Source organism: Rossellomorea vietnamensis (assembly GCF_008180415.1).
Lineage (GTDB): Bacteria > Bacillota > Bacilli > Bacillales > Bacillaceae_B > Rossellomorea > Rossellomorea vietnamensis_C.
On sequence record NZ_VTEI01000008.1, the window covers coordinates 44,186 to 60,591 of the forward strand.

Annotated in this window: 12 protein-coding genes; 8 read left to right on the forward strand and 4 right to left on the reverse strand. The window is 41.5% G+C overall.

Annotated elements, in window-relative coordinates; translation table 11 throughout:
* Positions 1–732: 732 nt before the first annotated feature.
* Positions 733–2,031 (reverse strand): NCS2 family permease, encoded by a 1,299-nt coding sequence (locus tag FZC78_RS15580; protein ID WP_148940949.1) that lies wholly within the window; start codon positions 2,029–2,031, stop codon positions 733–735.
* A 176-nt stretch (positions 2,032–2,207) separates the two neighbouring features.
* On the opposite strand from FZC78_RS15580, the gene FZC78_RS15585 reads away from it, so the two are divergent.
* Positions 2,208–3,857 carry a M20/M25/M40 family metallo-hydrolase gene (locus FZC78_RS15585; protein WP_148940950.1) on the forward strand — a complete coding sequence of 550 codons (1,650 nt, stop codon included), beginning with the start codon at positions 2,208–2,210 and terminating at the stop codon, positions 3,855–3,857.
* A gap of 583 nt (positions 3,858–4,440) precedes the next feature.
* On the opposite strand, the gene FZC78_RS15590 is transcribed toward FZC78_RS15585, so the two are convergent.
* Positions 4,441–5,058 (reverse strand): nitroreductase family protein, encoded by a 618-nt coding sequence (locus FZC78_RS15590; protein WP_252183648.1) that lies wholly within the window; start codon positions 5,056–5,058, stop codon positions 4,441–4,443.
* 522 nt (positions 5,059–5,580) lie between these two features.
* On the opposite strand from FZC78_RS15590, the gene FZC78_RS15595 reads away from it, so the two are divergent.
* From FZC78_RS15595 to wrbA, 6 genes are all read left to right on the forward strand, one after another.
* Positions 5,581–6,459: a hypothetical protein gene (locus FZC78_RS15595; RefSeq protein ID WP_148940951.1), complete on the forward strand. Its 879-nt coding sequence runs from the start codon at positions 5,581–5,583 to the stop codon at positions 6,457–6,459.
* Entirely contained in the window at positions 6,459–7,016 is a 558-nt protein-coding gene (locus tag FZC78_RS15600; RefSeq protein ID WP_148940952.1) for a hypothetical protein, read from the forward strand. Before FZC78_RS15595 ends, FZC78_RS15600 begins: the two co-directional genes overlap by 1 nt.
* A 61-nt stretch (positions 7,017–7,077) precedes the next feature.
* Positions 7,078–7,515 carry a large conductance mechanosensitive channel protein MscL gene (gene mscL / locus FZC78_RS15605; RefSeq protein ID WP_148940953.1) on the forward strand — a complete coding sequence of 146 codons (438 nt, stop codon included), beginning with the start codon at positions 7,078–7,080 and terminating at the stop codon, positions 7,513–7,515.
* 959 nt (positions 7,516–8,474) lie between these two features.
* Positions 8,475–10,745, forward strand: a complete 2,271-nt coding sequence (gene helD / locus FZC78_RS15610) for an RNA polymerase recycling motor HelD (protein ID WP_148940954.1) — start codon at positions 8,475–8,477, stop codon at positions 10,743–10,745.
* A gap of 134 nt (positions 10,746–10,879) precedes the next feature.
* Complete coding sequence (locus FZC78_RS15615; protein WP_148940955.1) at positions 10,880–11,710, forward strand: aldo/keto reductase; 831 nt, start codon at positions 10,880–10,882, stop codon at positions 11,708–11,710.
* 293 nt (positions 11,711–12,003) lie between these two features.
* Positions 12,004–12,609 carry an NAD(P)H:quinone oxidoreductase gene (wrbA, locus tag FZC78_RS15620; RefSeq protein WP_148940956.1) on the forward strand — a complete coding sequence of 202 codons (606 nt, stop codon included), beginning with the start codon at positions 12,004–12,006 and terminating at the stop codon, positions 12,607–12,609.
* Between the two features lie 60 nt (positions 12,610–12,669).
* Here the strand turns inward: wrbA and FZC78_RS15625 are convergent, their stop codons facing one another.
* Entirely contained in the window at positions 12,670–13,581 is a 912-nt protein-coding gene (locus FZC78_RS15625) for an RluA family pseudouridine synthase (RefSeq protein WP_148940957.1), read from the reverse strand.
* A gap of 174 nt (positions 13,582–13,755) precedes the next feature.
* Between FZC78_RS15625 and FZC78_RS15630 the strand changes: the two genes are divergently transcribed.
* Positions 13,756–14,151: a DUF5365 family protein gene (locus FZC78_RS15630; protein WP_148940958.1), complete on the forward strand. Its 396-nt coding sequence runs from the start codon at positions 13,756–13,758 to the stop codon at positions 14,149–14,151.
* A gap of 1,077 nt (positions 14,152–15,228) precedes the next feature.
* Here FZC78_RS15630 and FZC78_RS15635 read toward each other — a convergent pair.
* The gene (locus tag FZC78_RS15635; protein WP_148940959.1) at positions 15,229–16,143 is read right to left on the reverse strand and encodes a nuclease-related domain-containing protein; all 915 of its coding nucleotides are present in this window, start codon (positions 16,141–16,143) and stop codon (positions 15,229–15,231) included.
* Positions 16,144–16,406: the final 263 nt, after the last annotated feature.

Here is a 16,406-nt window from a genome sequence, read left to right on the forward strand (position 1 = left end):
GAGTTTTTTGGTTAGGTTTGTTTTTGTTTGTATAATAATAGTTTGTGAATTATTTCACAAGTTAAATATACCATAAGCTATTTGAAAAATCACGTGAAAATTTAGTGACTTTAAAGTTTTCCCAAGATTGCTCCTGTATAGGTGTAAATCGTTAGGTTTATCCTGCTGAGGAGAGAATCTTGGTGATTGTGGCCATGAATGTATGTTGACTCAGGAGAATATGTTAACAAGGTGGTGCCTTGAATACCTGAGAGAGGTTTTATTTCAAAGAATGTTTCTAAAAAGCCTGCATAGAGGCATGCTAACCCCTGGAATTAAATTAGGTGCTTCTTCCAAAAAAAGGGGTAAAATGAGCTGATCACAAATAACGGTAAAAAGTTCCCTTATTTTCTAAGTACCATCTGAAAGAGTTTAAACATAGGAAGAAATTCTCCTAATTGATTTAAACACTGGAAATAGGCACTATTTCTTTAGACAAGGGTAAACAATGCCCTTAACGGATCAAAATACAATGAACATGTCCCCGAAAAGCCGTCTTAAGGACATGAATTAGGTCGAATATTGAAGAACATTTCTGCAAGGGGCCGCCTTGGGTCCATGAACGGGGTCGAACTCCTAAGAACATGTCCCCAAAGAGCCGGCATGGGTTTAAGAATTTGATAACTACCTCTAACATACTCCAAATAAAAGAGCCTGAACTCCACTTTCGGAGTTCAGGCTTAGGGTACTGTATTAGTGAGGCAGGAATGCTAATTGATACATAAACAGGACGGCGAACAGGTATACAAGCGGGTGAACTTGTTTCCATTGTCCTTTAACCACTTTCAAGAGCGGGTAAGAAATGAATCCAAGAGCAATGCCTGTCGCGATACTGGATGTCAGCGGCATACTGAGAATGATCAAAAAGGCAGGGAATGCTTCATCCAACTCTCCCCATTTAATATGAGAGATGCTTCCCATCATCAGGCTGCCGACGATAATCAGGGCAGGGGCTGTGATAGCTGAAATGCCTGAAACCGCACTGACCAGCGGACCGAAGAACGCGGCAACGAGGAACAAAACGGAAACGGTCAAAGAGGTTAGACCTGTTCTTCCTCCTGCTGCAACACCAGCGGAAGATTCAATATACGCTGTCGTTGGGCTTGTACCAAACATAGCTCCAATGGTTGTTCCAGCAGAATCGGCCAAAAGGGCTGCTCTTGCACGAGGCATTGATTTGCCTTTCATCAATCCTGCCTGCTCGGCAACGCCGATCATTGTTCCTGTAGTATCAAAGATTGTTACTAGCAGGAAGGAGAAAACGACTGCATACAAGCTGTGTTGAAAAACATCGGCAAATGCAGTCAAAGGATTGCCAACAATTAATCCTTCAGGAAGAGAAGGAAGAGACGCGATTCCTTCAAACTTCAAATCCCCAGTGAAGAAAGCGATGATTCCTGTAACGATCATGCCAAGGAAAAGCGCACCATGAATATTGCGGACCATTAGAACCAACGTGACAGCCAGGCCGACCAACGCCAGCACTACTGAAGAAGAATGAAGATCACCTAGTGCTACCAGGTTTTCTGGATGAGACGTGATGATTCCGGTCAGACGCAAGCCTATAAAAGCGATGAATAACCCGATACCAGCGGTGATTCCGTGTTTTAAATTCTCTGGGATTGCTTCGATTAATTTTTTTCTAAAAGGTGTAAGGGACAAGATAACAAAGATGATCCCTGCAACAAATACTGCTGCAAAAGCTGTTTCATAAGAGATATTTTCATTGGCGCCTACTACTGAATAGGTGAAGTACGCATTCAAGCCCATTCCAGGAGCAATTGCAATCGGATAGTTGGCGAACAGAGCCATCCATAATGTACCGACAATAGCCGAGATGATCGTGGCTGTGAATACCTGGTCAAAAGGGACCCCTGCATCTGCCAGGATAACCGGGTTGACAATCACGATGTATACCATTGTTAAAAAAGTTGTTATACCTGCGATGATTTCAGTTCTGACACTTGTATTATGTTCTTTTAATTTAAACATAGAGAAACCTCCAAAAAGACGAACGATTTTTAAACGCAATTTCTATATTATTCGTTAATGGTTGTTTTTTCAAGAGGATAATCTAATTCTATACAATTTTTTAACCGTAATTACTTCCAAATGAAAGGTGACTTCGGTAAGATAGTAAAAACACAGAAATGAAAGGGTGTTCAGAAGTGTACAGTGAACTTCAAGGGAAATCTGTCTATGACCAGATTGAATTTTTAACGAAAGTTTTAATCGATCAGGAAAGCTATAATAACACCGATGGAGAAAGAAGGAAAGCTGAGCAGATCAAGACTATTATTTCAACGTTTCCTTATTTTCAACAGAATCCGGGGCACCTCTGGACCCAGCCCGTTCCCGGTGACGAGAACGGACGCTTCAACGTTTTTGCGAAAATAAGTGGAAAGTCGGAACGAACCCTGCTTTTCCATGCACACTTGGACACTGTAGGGACAGATGATTACGGAATCCTTAAACCAGCTGCACACGACCCTGAATTTCTGGAAACGTTTTTCTCCAGGTATGATGGAGATGAGAAGGTAAAGAACGATGCTCAATCAGGCAAGTGGATGTTCGGCCGTGGCTCGCTTGATATGCAAAGCGGGATAGCTGTACACCTGGCTAACCTTCTTTATTTTTCAAGCATGTCAGAAGATTTGGACGGAAGTCTGCTATTCCTGTTTAATCCAGATGAAGAAAGTGAACATGCTGGAATGATTACGGCGATCGATGAGTTGTACAGATTAAAGATGAAAGGAACTCAATTTCTCGCTGCCATCAACAATGACTTTATATCTCCTGTCTATGATGGTGATTGTAAACGATATATATACACAGGTGCTGCCGGAAAACTGCTGCCTTGTTTTTATATAGCAGGACGTGAAGCGCATGTCGGCGATATCCTGACATCCATTGATCCGACCAGGATTGCATCTCATATCAATCTCAGGGTCAATCAGAACATTGACCTGCTTGAAGACATAGAGGGGGAGTTTGTCCTCCCGCCGTCCTGTCTGTACCTTAAAGATAAGAAAAACGTCTATAATGTACAGACTCCGCTGGAAACCCGGATGTATTTCAACTATTTTGTGTATGAAAAGACATCTAAAGAGGTGCTGGAGGAGCTTATGAACATTGCCAAAGACTCAGTCATGGAATTGGAAGCCTCTTCAAAGGAAACCTATGAAAAATACCGGAGCCTGCATGACTTTCCGGAAAGGGAGGTTTCATGGAAGGTTGAGGTGACGGCCTTCGAAGATTTAGTAGAAGATCTTAGCGAAAAAGGATTGAATCCTGAAAAGGTGATGAATGAAACACTGAGTGAGATGAAGGGCGAAGATAACCGTGAGATTGCGTTCGCCATTGTGGAGGCATTGCAGAAGCTCGATCCTGACAAAACACCAAGGATCATCATCTTCTTCTCGCCGCCGTTTCTGCCGCATAACTACTTAAACAACGAAAATGAATACGGAAAAAAAGTAAATTCAGTATTGAAGGCATGTTTAGAAAAAACCGCCGAAGAAACGGGAGAGGAATTCGAAATCAAACGATTTTTCCCGTATCTGGCGGACGGAAGCTTCCTTTCTCTGCATGAAAGTGATGAAGAAATCGAAGCCTTTAAGGACAATATGCCGATGATCGAACAACTTTATCCTGTGCCGATTGACCGGATCCGTGACCTCAACATCCCCTCAATAAACATTGGCGTGTACGGAAAAGACGGCCACCAATGGACAGAGAGAGTCTATAAACCATACACCTTTTCAACTCTCCCTGAAATCATCCGGGGAGTGACTAAAGAGCTTTTAAAAATAGAGTAATTGGAGTGGCTGGCGGCATAGGTTGCCAGCCATTTTTGCTGCTGAAAAGTCACGAACACTCTCAATGCGGGCTGTTAATATGAGATTGTGCAGATAATGGTCCGCAATGAGTGGATGCGGCCCAATGGGGAGAAGCCCCTGCGCAGTTAGCGGCCCGCAACGGGTGAATGCGGTCTAATGAGAAGAAGAGATCATGCAGATAATGGCCTGCAACGAGTGGATGCGGTCCAGTGAGAAGAAGAGATTGAGCAGTTAATGGCCCGCAACGGGTGGATGCGGGCCATTAAGAAGAAGGGGTTGTGCAGATAATGGCCCGCAATGGATGGATGCGGCCCAATAAGGAGAGGCACTGCGCAGTTAGTAGCCCCTAACCCCGAGATGGCCCGCAAGGATAATGAATCCACAAAAATATTTCACAATCTCGTTATTACTGTCTATTAAGAAGAGTTCAGTAAACGGCATTCCCGAGACTCCAGCATGAAATTTTGCATACACAGCACATGAAAATATTTAACAGGGGTAATAAACAAACAGCCACAAAAAAAAAGAAGCCCAACATCTGCTCCTTTTAATACATTTGAATTTACTTTGCCCACGTGATAAGGCTTTTGATATCAAGCCTGTCCGTCTTTCGTGCTTCCTGAATGGGTTTTCCGATGGTGATCAGCATGATGGGTACATACCGATCTGAAACATGAAACTCTTCCATCAGTTTTTGCGGGTTGAATCCGCCGATTGGACAGGTATCCCAGCCTTTTCCTTTGGCAGCCAGCATTAATTGCATTGCGGCCAGAGAGGCATTGCTGAATGCAGCGTCCCTGGGATAAAGCGCCCGCGAATAAGCACCTTCAATTTGACGTACAAGAATATCTTTTAACTCATGTGTCATTTCGCCTTTTTCGATGGAAGGATCGAGAACGGGATCGGCATTTTTATTCGCTTCCAGATCACCAAGAACCGCAATGACGGCTGAAGCGTCGACAATTTGCTGTTGATTGTAGGCGATTGGCAGCAGCTTTTCCTGAGCTTCTTTATTGTGGAAAGTAAGGAAATGCCATTGCTGCAAGTTCCAGGCGGACGGAGCTCTGCCCGCTAATTGAAGGATTTCTACAAGTTCATCTGTTGCTATCTCTTTGGTTGAATCATAACTTTTAGTGGAACGTCTTTCTCTCATTGCATCAAAGATGTTTTCCAAGATGATAACCCCCTGAATTGTTTATAGAAAGTAGATATGGTATCTTTTAGTGATTCTCTTACTCTATGTAAGGATTAATAGTGACATCTTATAGAAGATGCCATTACGCGTCAAGGATCGGGCATCAGAAGTACATAGCTGCACATTTGTTTTCATAATCAGTACTTACACAGTAGTATTTACTAAAGATAAAAAAGATACGAGTCATATAGCAGCAATTTGCTGTCCAGGCTCTGAAACGAAACAAGAAAAAATCACTAATACTTAGAGCAGAAAGGGTGTTTTTGTTGCAGGGAAATAAAGAAGAAAAAGTTCTGATGATTACCATGTTTGCGCTCGCCTTTTTACTTTTAGTTGTAATCGTCATTAAGTTTATCATTTGACCACAGGATGATCTTTAAAAAATCCTTTTAGTCGAGCTTAATTTTATCGAACCGGGAAAGCATTTTACTGCTTCCCAGGTTTTTTCGTGTGAAATGGTCTGTGGGCATTGAGCTTTTGATAAAATAAATGGAAGGGGGAAAAGAGATGAAAATAAAGACATTGATGATCATTATGCTGGCCTATGGAATCTTGTTTTACGGCATTTTTACATATTTAAAGTCTTCCCAGCTGCAAGAGCCGCTGCTTTTAACCCATTATTATGAAAAAGAGTACTTTCAATCAAAGATTGATTATATACCTCTGTACTATATTACCAACCAAGATGATCATTTTCAGTTGGTAAGCGTAGAGTCAGAAGCACTTCCTGGTCAAATGATTTTCGTTGAACATGATTCTATCACAGGTAGAGAAGGGATATACAAACAGCACGAAGCGATCATCAGTATTGATGGTTTGCAGGAGGAAGTGATTCTGGATAAATTGATTTTTCATTTTTCAAACGGAACAGCAATTCAAGGGGATATCGGCTCAATCAAGCTGATTCCCATGAAAAGTCCAGATCCAGAAGACCTTGTCGTTAATTTTTCTACAAGCGGCAGCAGCAATACAGGGGAATCCTATACGGTTGGAGGCGTAAAGAGAGATGGAGGATTAACAGAAATCGCTCTTCCGTTTCCGGAAATGGTAGATCCTGTTTTGAAACTGGGTGTGGAAAAGATGAGCAGAAATTATTCACGCGGCAATCATGAACAATTGTTAAGCTCTAATGAAAAACAGAGCGCAGCAGACATCGCTCTTCCAATCAAAGCAGCAAGAGGTGAGATGATAAAAGTAAATGCGGTGGTTGATAAATCCCTTATGTATAAAAGCAATATCCATGCGATAGAAGCAGACATCAGAGGAGTTTTCCAAACTGAAGATGAAAAGATAGAGCAGAGCTTGATCCGGATTAGCGAAAAGCCTTATTTAACTTCCAAACAAATAAAAGAATTAAAAAAACTCAGGGAAGAGGGGGATCAATAATGGAACGGGGAGTCAAATTGCTTGTCTGGGGTCTGCTGTTTGTGCTGATCGATATAAGGATTGTCACCTTGGATCTTGTCCATGATGGAATTGGCTATATTCTTTTATATAAAGGGTTGCAGGAACTGCCTTATTCAAAATGGCTTTCTTACGCTAAGACAGCTGCGGTCATACTGGGCTTGTTGTCCATTACAGAGATCTTTGGGTTCACTACTATTAATTTGAATGAAACGGGGCAGGATGTCACTTGGTATGTAATCATAGGAGGAATCGTTTCCATCCTGTCGCTTTTCTTTCATATGAACCTGCTGTCAGCTCTGCAGGAGACGGTACAGGATGAGGATGAACTGCAGGGGTCTGTCTCTGGATTTAAAACCTTTTATCTTGTATTCAATCTAATTCTGATTATGGCGCTTCCCCTAATGCTGATTTTTAACGATATCGTGTCAGTTTCATTGTTTGCAGCTCTTATTGTTGGAATGATTGTTGAAGTTGTTTATATTGTCAAAGTAAATTCCTTCAAAGGAATGGTTCCCCCGCACGATCATGCTTCTTAAGAAGTGTTCCGCCGCATAGAGTGTTACAAGGTTAAAAATTGTAACGGGCTTGGAGGACATCATGTATAAAGAATTCAAGGAGTTCATTTCAAGAGGAAATGTTTTTGACTTGGCTGTGGCTGTCATGATCGGAGCAGCCTTCAGCAAAATCGTGGAATCCTTGGTCAAAGATATGATGATGCCGGTCATTGGAATACTTTTTGGCGGCGTCAATTTTGCAGGGATGAGCTATAGAATTAAGGCTGAAGTCATCTATTATGGAGCTTTCATTCAGGCCTTGGTCGACTTCTTCCTCGTGGCGGCGTCGATCTTCCTCATGATAAAAATCTTCAACCGGCTGCGTGGAAAAGGCAATTCCTATGAAATCAAGGCAGCAACTCAATTGGAAGTCCTGACCGAAATCCGGGAAATTTTAAAGAGAATGCAAGATGAAAAAGATGATGATCTTCCGCCGGTCAAAGGCAGAAGGACATCCATACGATTCAAGAAAAGAGACTGATGGCTGGATGCGTCAGTCTCATATTTTTTGGGCTCAATGACCGGTGTTGAAAGGGGAGGAGATGAGCGAACGAGTTCTGAAAGATATCAGGGGGAAAAAGCAGTGTCCAGGTGTCCCTCGAGGAGTTTTCGAGGGACACCAAAAGGGCGAAAATCGAGCTCAGGTGTCCTTCGTGGAAGCCATGAGAGCCACCTGAAGTGGAAAAACAGTGTCCAGGTGTCCTTCACCGGGTTCTCGAGATACACCAAGAGCGTGTAAAAAGTACTCAGGTGTCCTTCGTGAAAGCCATGAGAGCCACCTGAAGTGGAAAAACAGTGTCCAGGTGTCCTTCACCGGGTTCTCGAGGGACCCAAAAGGGCGAAAATCGAGCTCAGGTGTCCTTCGTGGAAGCCATGAGAGCCACCTGAAGTAGAAAAACAGTGTCCAGGTGTCCTTCATAGGGTTTTCGAGGGACCCAAAAGGGCGAAAATCGAGCTCAGGTGTCCTTCGTGAAAGCCATGAGAGCCACCTGAAGTGGAAAAACAGTGTCCAGGTGTCCTTCACCGGGTTCTCGAGATACACCAAGAGCGTGTAAAAAGTACTCAGGTGTCCTTCGTGAAAGCCATGAGAGCCACCTGAAGTGGAAAAACAGTGTCCAGGTGTCCTTCACCGGGTTCTCGAGATACACCAAGAGCGTGTAAAAAGTACTCAGGTGTCCTTCGTGGAAGCCATGAGAGCCACCTGAAGTAGAAAAACAGGCCCTAGGTGTCCCTCACAGGATTTTCGAGGGACACCTTAGGGTAAAACCAGCGCCCAAGTATGTGACCCTAACACCGTAATAACATGTAATCCATCTTTTCCGAGAATAGTTATTGTATTCGTTCCATTTTTCTGATAATATGTTCTTCTGCTCACTAAAACGCCTACATAATTGTCAACTTTCTCCATTGCGGCTGAAATCACATGGAAAGGAGAAATACATGACGAACGAAACTCAATACCACCCCGATTTTCTTAAGGAAAAAGACAGGCTCGAATTTACGAAACGCTACATCGATGTTGTCATTCAAACTGCCCAGACAAGCAAAGACAAATTCAAAGAGAATATTGAAAGTGCCTTTGGTGATGTCGACTGGCTGGAGTCTTCCGCCGCCTACATTGATATCCTGACCAACGCCAGCTTTTTCGAGATGTCGAAGGAAGAGTTGGAAGCGCTTCTTAAAGCCAAGAAGAAACCTTATTTCGCCAGGATTGATTTTAAGCATGACGATTCCGAGGAAGAAGAAAGGCATTATATCGGAAAGACGTCGCTTTATCAGCGTGAAAACCAGGAGCAAATCATTGTCGACTGGCGCTCACCGATTGCAAACCTTTATTATGAGGGGCGAATTGGGGAGGTGTCTTACGAAGCTGAAGATGAAACCTACCAGGGCAGCCTTTCTTTGAAGAGACAGTATATGATTGAGGACGGCAGCCTGGAAGAAATCCGGGATATTGACTTGACCACTACTGATGAACTGCTTCAAGAGTCGCTTTCGAAAAGCTCCAGCAACCGCTTGACTGAAATCATTTCCACCATTCAGGAGGAACAGAACCGGATCATCCGTGCTGATCTGAATAAGCCAATTATTGTCCAGGGAGCTGCGGGAAGTGGAAAAACAACTATTGCCCTTCACAGGATTTCCTATTTTATCTATAACTACAAACAGCATTTCGATCCGCGTCAGCTGATGATTCTTGCACCCAGCAATCTGTTCATTGACTATATCTCGGAGGCTCTGCCAGAACTTGGAGTGGAAAGGGTGCGCCAGACGACCTTCAGTGATTACGTCATGACCTGCCTTGAAAAAGAACTGAAGCTCGCTGAAGATAACAAGTTGATTCGTCTGATTGAAAAAACGGATGAGGAAGCCAAGCAGGCCGCCTGGATATCCGGCTGGAAAGGTTCAAAGGATTTCAGAAAAATCCTTGATGCCTATATTGCTGAAATTGAAACCAGATTTTATCCAGAAGAGGATTTTGTCATCGATAAGTACCGGCTTTTCTCTGCGAAGAAATTCACCTCTCTTCTGAAAGATGACTACACGTATATGCCCCTCTATAGAAGAGTTGAAAAATTGAAACTGCTGCTGCAAAGCTATGTGCGTTCCAATAAGAAGATAATGGTTGATAAAGTGGAGAAATTTTTTGATGAAAAGATTGAAAAAGCACTCTACCACAAGAAATACGCTGCCAATCGAAAAGAGTATATTTCCAAAGCCTTGGATAAAAAAGCGGAAAGAATGAAGAATGTCCAAAAGTCGATCAGAACAGGCCTGACTCAGTACATGAAGCAATTTGAGAAAAAATCACTCTTTCGATATTATGAAGAATTATTCTCGGATTGGGATAAACTCGTTCATTATAGTAATGGAAAACTGTCGTCTGCACAGGCAAGGGAAATTTGTGAATACACATTGAAAAAGTTAAAGAAAAAAACCTTTGAGATGGAAGACCTTGCTCCTCTGCTGTATCTGCAGACTGCTCTTTACGGGATTGATTCTTTTTATAAAGCTAAAAATGTTGTCATTGATGAAGCTCAGGATTACAGTTACTTGCAGCTGTATGCACTGAAAACCGCATTGCAAACGGACATGTTTACCCTTGTCGGGGACCTTGCCCAAGGGATTCATTCCTACCGGGGATTAGAATCATGGGAGCCCGTTTACAAAGAGATCTTTCCGCGTGCCACCTATACGGAGCTGCAAAAAAGCTACAGAACCACGATTGAAATTATGGAAGAAGCCAATAAACTGTTAAAAAAACTGCCCAATGACTTTCCACAAGTCACACCGGTTGTCAGGCATGGAAATAAGCCAGAATTCTTCTCTTATACAGAGGAAGAAGAATTAACAGAGAGGCTGTCCAAGCTGATTTCCGAGCTGAGGGAAGAAGATGATTTCAAGACCTTTGCTGTAATAGGCAAAACAATGAGGGACTGTGAAAAGATTGCCTCCCTTTTGGAAAAGAGATTTCCTGAAGGAGTGAAGCTTCTTGCCGAACAGGAAAGCATTCCTAAAAATAAGATAGTCGTCGTTCCTTCCTATCTATCAAAAGGGCTCGAGTTTGATGCTGTCATCATTGCCTCAATAGATGAACAATATAAAGAAGAAAACGAGCTTGATATTAAACTTTTATATGTTGGAATGACCAGGCCTCTGCACAGGCTTTATTTTTTCGGAAAAGATAAAGCTGACTTTTTGTTGGAATAAAACAATCCTGGGATGCAGAACGAACGGGATTACTAGAGTGTGAAAAAATCGTCCTTTCCTGTCAGCCGGGAGAGGGCATTTTTTTAGCGTTTTCATGACAGGATTTGTACAATAGAAAAAAGGAGGTAATGCAAATGGTTAAGAATCTACAAAGCACTTTTAAGCTTCATAACGGGGTGGAAATTCCTTATCTCGGTCTGGGAGTCTATCAAATGGAAGACCACGACGAAGCAGTCAGTGCTATCAAAACGGCAATAAATTTAGGATACAAATCAATCGACACAGCTTCTCTCTATAATAATGAGGAAAGCGTCGGCCAAGCTGTAAAAGAATCCTCAGTCGGAAGGGAAAACCTGTACATTACTTCCAAGGTGTGGAATACTGACCAAGGCTATGATAGTACGTTAAGAGCCTTTGAAGACAGCCTGAAAAAGCTGGACATGGATTACCTTGATCTCTATTTGATCCACTGGCCTGTGGCCGGGAAATACCAAGACACCTGGAAAGCTCTTGAGCGGCTGTATGAGGAAGGAACTGTCAAGGCGATAGGTGTCAGCAACTTCAAGGAACATCACTTGAATGACTTAATGAATGCAAGCAATGAAAAGCCGGTCATTAACCAAGTGGAACTTCATCCACGATTAAGTCAGCAGTCACTAAGAGAATACTGCCACAATCACAGCATTGCGGTAGAAGCATGGTCACCGATTGCAAGAGGAAAACTTCTTGAGGAACCGACTTTAAACCATATCGCAGATAAACATGGTAAAACACCGGCGCAGGTCATTCTTCGCTGGCACTTGCAAAATAATACCATCATCATTCCAAAATCAATCCACGCAAACCGAATGAAAGAAAACAGTGAGATCTTTGACTTCAGTCTTACGCTCGAAGACATGACTCAAATCAACTCACTTAATATGGACGAAAGATTCGGGGCCGATCCCGATAATTTTGATTTTTAAACTTTACAGCATCAAAAGCGCTGAGAGGGACTGTCCTTCTCAGCGCTTTAACGTATAAACGTGCTATAGCAAAATTATTTAATTTTCTTATTTGACAGACAAGCTTCATAAGCGATATAATTATCTCGAATTAAAGATAAATATTTTCGTGATAAATGAACTCATATAGTTTATTGCGGGCTACATAGGGAATTGTAATAGGTAGCGAATGGGTCTAGAACCTAGATGTATTGGAAAGAATTTAACCTGTCACCAGGTTAAAAATATAGAGAAGGAAAAGGAGAGATTTTAAAATGACAAATATCGCGGTAATTTACTACAGTTCTACTGGTACTAACTATCAACTTGCACAATGGGCAGAAGAGGCAGCTAAAGAAGCAGGTGCAGAAGTAAAACTATTAAGAGTTGAAGAAATCGCACCAGAAGCAGCTATTTCTTCCAACCCGGCTTGGAAACAGCATCTTGAAAACACAAAAGACGTACCTGTAGCAACTACAGACGATCTTGAGTGGGCAGATGGAATCATTTTCAGTGTACCAACACGTTACGGAAACGTTCCTGGCCAAGTTAAGCAATTCCTTGATTCCACAGGCGGACTTTGGGCACAAGGCAAACTTGCGAATAAAGTAGTGAGCGGAATGTCTTCAGCTGCCAACCCGCACGGCGGCCAAGAACAAACCATCCTTGCCCTTTACACAACTATGATGCACTGGGGAGCAATCCTTGCTGCACCAGGTTACACTGACCCAGTATTATTCGCAGCTGGCGGAAACCCATACGGCACAAGTGTAACAGTCGATCAGGAAGGAAACATGGTCGAAGATGTGCAAGCAGCTGTCAAGCATCAGGCAAAACGTACTGTAGCTGTAACAGAAGCTGTGAAAAACGGTTTAAAATAATCGATTTATAAAAAAACAGGTATCCGATGGGATGCCTGTTTTTTTGTGTCTGTAAGCTGCTTATAGATCAAAGAATACAGTGAAGAGTGGATCTTCATCTAAAAAAGGAGCCTCCAGAGATATCTTTTCCTCAGTCAGCGGGTGAAGCAGCTCAATATACTTTGCATGAAGGGCCTGCCTCTTTACGATTGATTTTCCTCCGTACAGCGTGTCCCCCGCAAGATGGTGTCCGATTGCACTCATATGAACTCTGATTTGATGGGTCCTTCCAGTATCCAGAACCAGTTGCACAAGACTCAGCCCTTTGGTTTCATTGAGTTGCAGGACTTGATAATGAGTAGTGGCAGCCTGGCCGGATGGAGAAACCCGCCGGCGCGTATTATGGTGCCTGTCCCGGCCGATTGCCTGGTTGATGGTGCCTTTCTTCGTTTTCATTAACCCCTGGACGATTGCCCAATAGGTTCTTTTAATTTTTCTTTCCGCAAGAAGGCGGTCTAAAATCCCTTTGACCAAAGCATGCTTGGCGAAAATAACAGCCCCTGTTGTATCCCGGTCCAGCCGGTGGATATGCTGTACCTCTGCTTTTTCCCCATTTTGCTGAAGATGCCAGGCAACGGCATTGGCAAGAGCGTCTTTTTCCACTGCCGGATCATTGGGATGTGTATTCATCCCGGCTGGCTTATTGACAATCAGCAAATGCTCATCCTCGTAAAGTACATGCAGCGGTATCTCTGCTGGGATGACTCCATAATCTTTTTCCTCGATTGAGAAGTGAAGTTTATCTCCTTTTCTGAGTGGATATGTCCAATTCACGGGCACTCCATTTAACGTGACCGCTTTGTCCATCCTCAGCTGATGAACTGTTTTTTTGGGAGCCTGCCAAACCTCCCGCATCAACGCTTCGGCTGTAACATTCTCCCATTTAGAGGGAATGGAAATAGTAAAATTAGGTCCTTTAACCTGTTCATTCATCAAAAAACTCCTTTTTTCACTGTGTTAGCGCTGTTATGTAGGTATATATTCCTTTAAAACATTTAGTTCTGATGTCACCATGGCTATAATTACCACCCGGAAAGAACTATATTTATGGTATTCTAAGATTAACTATTACATAGAGATGACAAACGTTACAAAGGTGGGTTAAAAGTGAAAATCCTATTGGCCTCCACAGAGGAACAGGAAGAAACCATTCAAGAACTTATTACGTATATTTATTGTACTATTTTCCCTCGTTATTTTACAGATGATGAAATCGAGCAATTTGAACAGCTTGAAGTATTACATACGGATACGGATTACACTAGGTATAACGGTACCTTAAAAGAAGCATTCCAAGTAATCTCGAGTCTTCAGACGCTTATCTCCTTAATCGAGGCGGATATGACCAAATCCGATTACGAGGAAATGTACGACCATAATCTATCTATCCTAAAGAGCTTCAATCTCTTCTTCCCATTTGATCTGAATCATTTCCGGGATTGCTTCAGCTACGAAGACAAGGTCAGTGTGTACGCCAAGCCGGCCAACCAGCTGCTTGTTTAAAAAAATTCGTTAAGTGTGAATAAAAGATGTGTATAGGAGCATACTATTAGATAATCAAGAAGAGATCTTCACCAATCTCTTCATTGATTCATCTTGTAATTCTCCTCTATATTCTGCTTCGGCAGGATGATCGACCACTGAGTGTTTTTGCTTGGTGGTTTTTTTTGTTGGTTTTGGAGGAAGTGCGGATAGCGGTGGTAGAGGTAATAAGAGTTACCAAGCCAGCACTAAAACCTGGATTAGAACGTAAACACAATACTAAAAAGAGTAATCAAGATTATAGTAGGGTGATTAGAACGTAAACACAATACTAAAAAGAGTAATCAAGATTATAGTAGGGTGATTAGAGCGTAAACACTATACTAAAAAGAATAATCAAGATTATAATATGGTGATTAGCACGTAAACACTATAGTAAAAAGAGTAATCAAGGTTATAGTAGGGTGATTAGAGCGTAAACACTATACTAAAAAGAGTAATCAAGATTATAGTAGGGTGATTAGAGCGTAAACACTATACTAAAAAGAGTAATCAAGATTATAATATGGTGATTAGAGCGTAATCACTATACTAAAAAGAGTAATCAAGATTATAGTAGGGTGATTAGAACGTAAACACTATACTAAATAGAGYAATCAAGAATATAGTAGGGTGAATAGAGCGTAAACACTATACTAAAAAGAGTAATCAAGATTATAGTAGGGTGAATAGAGCATAAACACTATACTAAAAAGAGTAATCAAGATTATAGTAGGGTGAATAGAGCGTAAACACTATACTAAAAAGAGTAATCAAGATTATAGTAGGGTGAATAGAGCATAAACACTATACTAAAAAGAGTAATCAAGAATATAGTAGGGTGAATAGAGCGTAAACACTATACTAAAAAGAGTAATCAAGATTATAGTAGGGTGATTAGAACGTAATCACTATACTAAAAAGAGTAATCAAGATATAATATGGTGAATAGCAAATGAACACCCAATTGAATGAGTAATACTTAACTGTGCCTTTAAGCAGACATTATTCTGATGGCAATCAATTTTAATAAGCAAAAGATAATTAGACAATTCTAACTTAATCTTTTTGAATATAATGTGAGGTCCTGCCTGGTTTTATCAACTTAAAATTATTTGTAAGTACTTTGTGCATTGTAATTGCACTCTTGACGATTGAGCACCATTCTATTGCTGTTGACATAGTAAGATTTTTATCAGGAAACAAAAGTCTAAAGTCTCTAATAGTTCTCACGACGGCGTCATGAGCATTTTCTCTGCCTTTACAGAAATTGCATGTTAGGATCAGCCTTCCATACTCTCTATAAAACTCTCCGCAAACCGCACAAGTTATTCCCTTCTTAAGCTCTTGGTATTCATACCGAGGGATTTTGCTATAAGGGTTTTCATCTATTGTCATCGAGATCAATTTTTTTGCAAGCTCAGTATGGGTTCTTTTTAAGAAGGAAGATTCCTGTTTCAGCTTTTGTATAAATCGCTGAAGTTGAGTGGGGTAAAGGATGGGCAGATCTGCTGGTGCATTATAAAGATGAAATTGGGGATTCACAAAAACGGCGAAGGACTTGATGGGAATCTTGTAACCAAGTGTTTCCAAAACCTTTCGAAAAACAGGTTCATTCCGTTTCAGCTGGAGAACAGGGTTTTTAGTATCAGATCCATCTAATCTGTAAAGATTTTCACCTTCTAAAATATGGTCTCCTTCATAGTTTTTAACCTCAAATAAATAAATTAACTTGGAAGTTAGAAGAATAGTATCGATTTGTACGAATGTAGTGCTTGGCATGAATTGCATGTCGGGAAGAAGTATCCGATTATCGAGAACTGGCTCAAGCCACTCGTCAAAAAGTTTCTCTCCAATGAATCCCTTTTCCAAACCAGCATAGAATTGTTTTTCTTTAGGGGGTAAATCCTTACGGAAATGAACCGCTCTATAAATTCTTAATTCCTTTGATTCAGTGCGTTCCTTTACTTTCAAATCAGCAGCACTCCTTTCAGTTTGATTTTACCATATATTTCATGTAGTGGTCCTCTTAGGGAGCTTTGCGTGGGTAAGAAATATTGTGGATATTTATGCTAAGATCAATAATAAGATACATAAACAGTTAGGAGATTTGATATAAAAACACAACACAAATCCCTCATCCCTGCTACCATAACAATCTTCCTCCTCACAATAGCAATAATTCTAACTATAACTCCCTTGAATACGCTAAGAAAGCCTGCGTGGATAGCAGCAAG

What these genes read in the sequence shown, in the direction of transcription:
- FZC78_RS15580 (WP_148940949.1), bottom strand. Translation starts at nt 2,031, where the DNA reads ATGTTTAAATTAAAAGAACATAATACAAGTGTCAGAACTGAAATCATC.
- FZC78_RS15595 (WP_148940951.1), top strand. Translation starts at nt 5,581, where the DNA reads ATGAAAATAAAGACATTGATGATCATTATGCTGGCCTATGGAATCTTG.
- FZC78_RS15600 (WP_148940952.1), top strand. Translation starts at nt 6,459, where the DNA reads ATGGAACGGGGAGTCAAATTGCTTGTCTGGGGTCTGCTGTTTGTGCTG.
- mscL (WP_148940953.1), top strand. Translation starts at nt 7,078, where the DNA reads ATGTATAAAGAATTCAAGGAGTTCATTTCAAGAGGAAATGTTTTTGAC.
- helD (WP_148940954.1), top strand. Translation starts at nt 8,475, where the DNA reads ATGACGAACGAAACTCAATACCACCCCGATTTTCTTAAGGAAAAAGAC.
- FZC78_RS15615 (WP_148940955.1), top strand. Translation starts at nt 10,880, where the DNA reads ATGGTTAAGAATCTACAAAGCACTTTTAAGCTTCATAACGGGGTGGAA.
- wrbA (WP_148940956.1), top strand. Translation starts at nt 12,004, where the DNA reads ATGACAAATATCGCGGTAATTTACTACAGTTCTACTGGTACTAACTAT.
- FZC78_RS15625 (WP_148940957.1), bottom strand. Translation starts at nt 13,581, where the DNA reads ATGAATGAACAGGTTAAAGGACCTAATTTTACTATTTCCATTCCCTCT.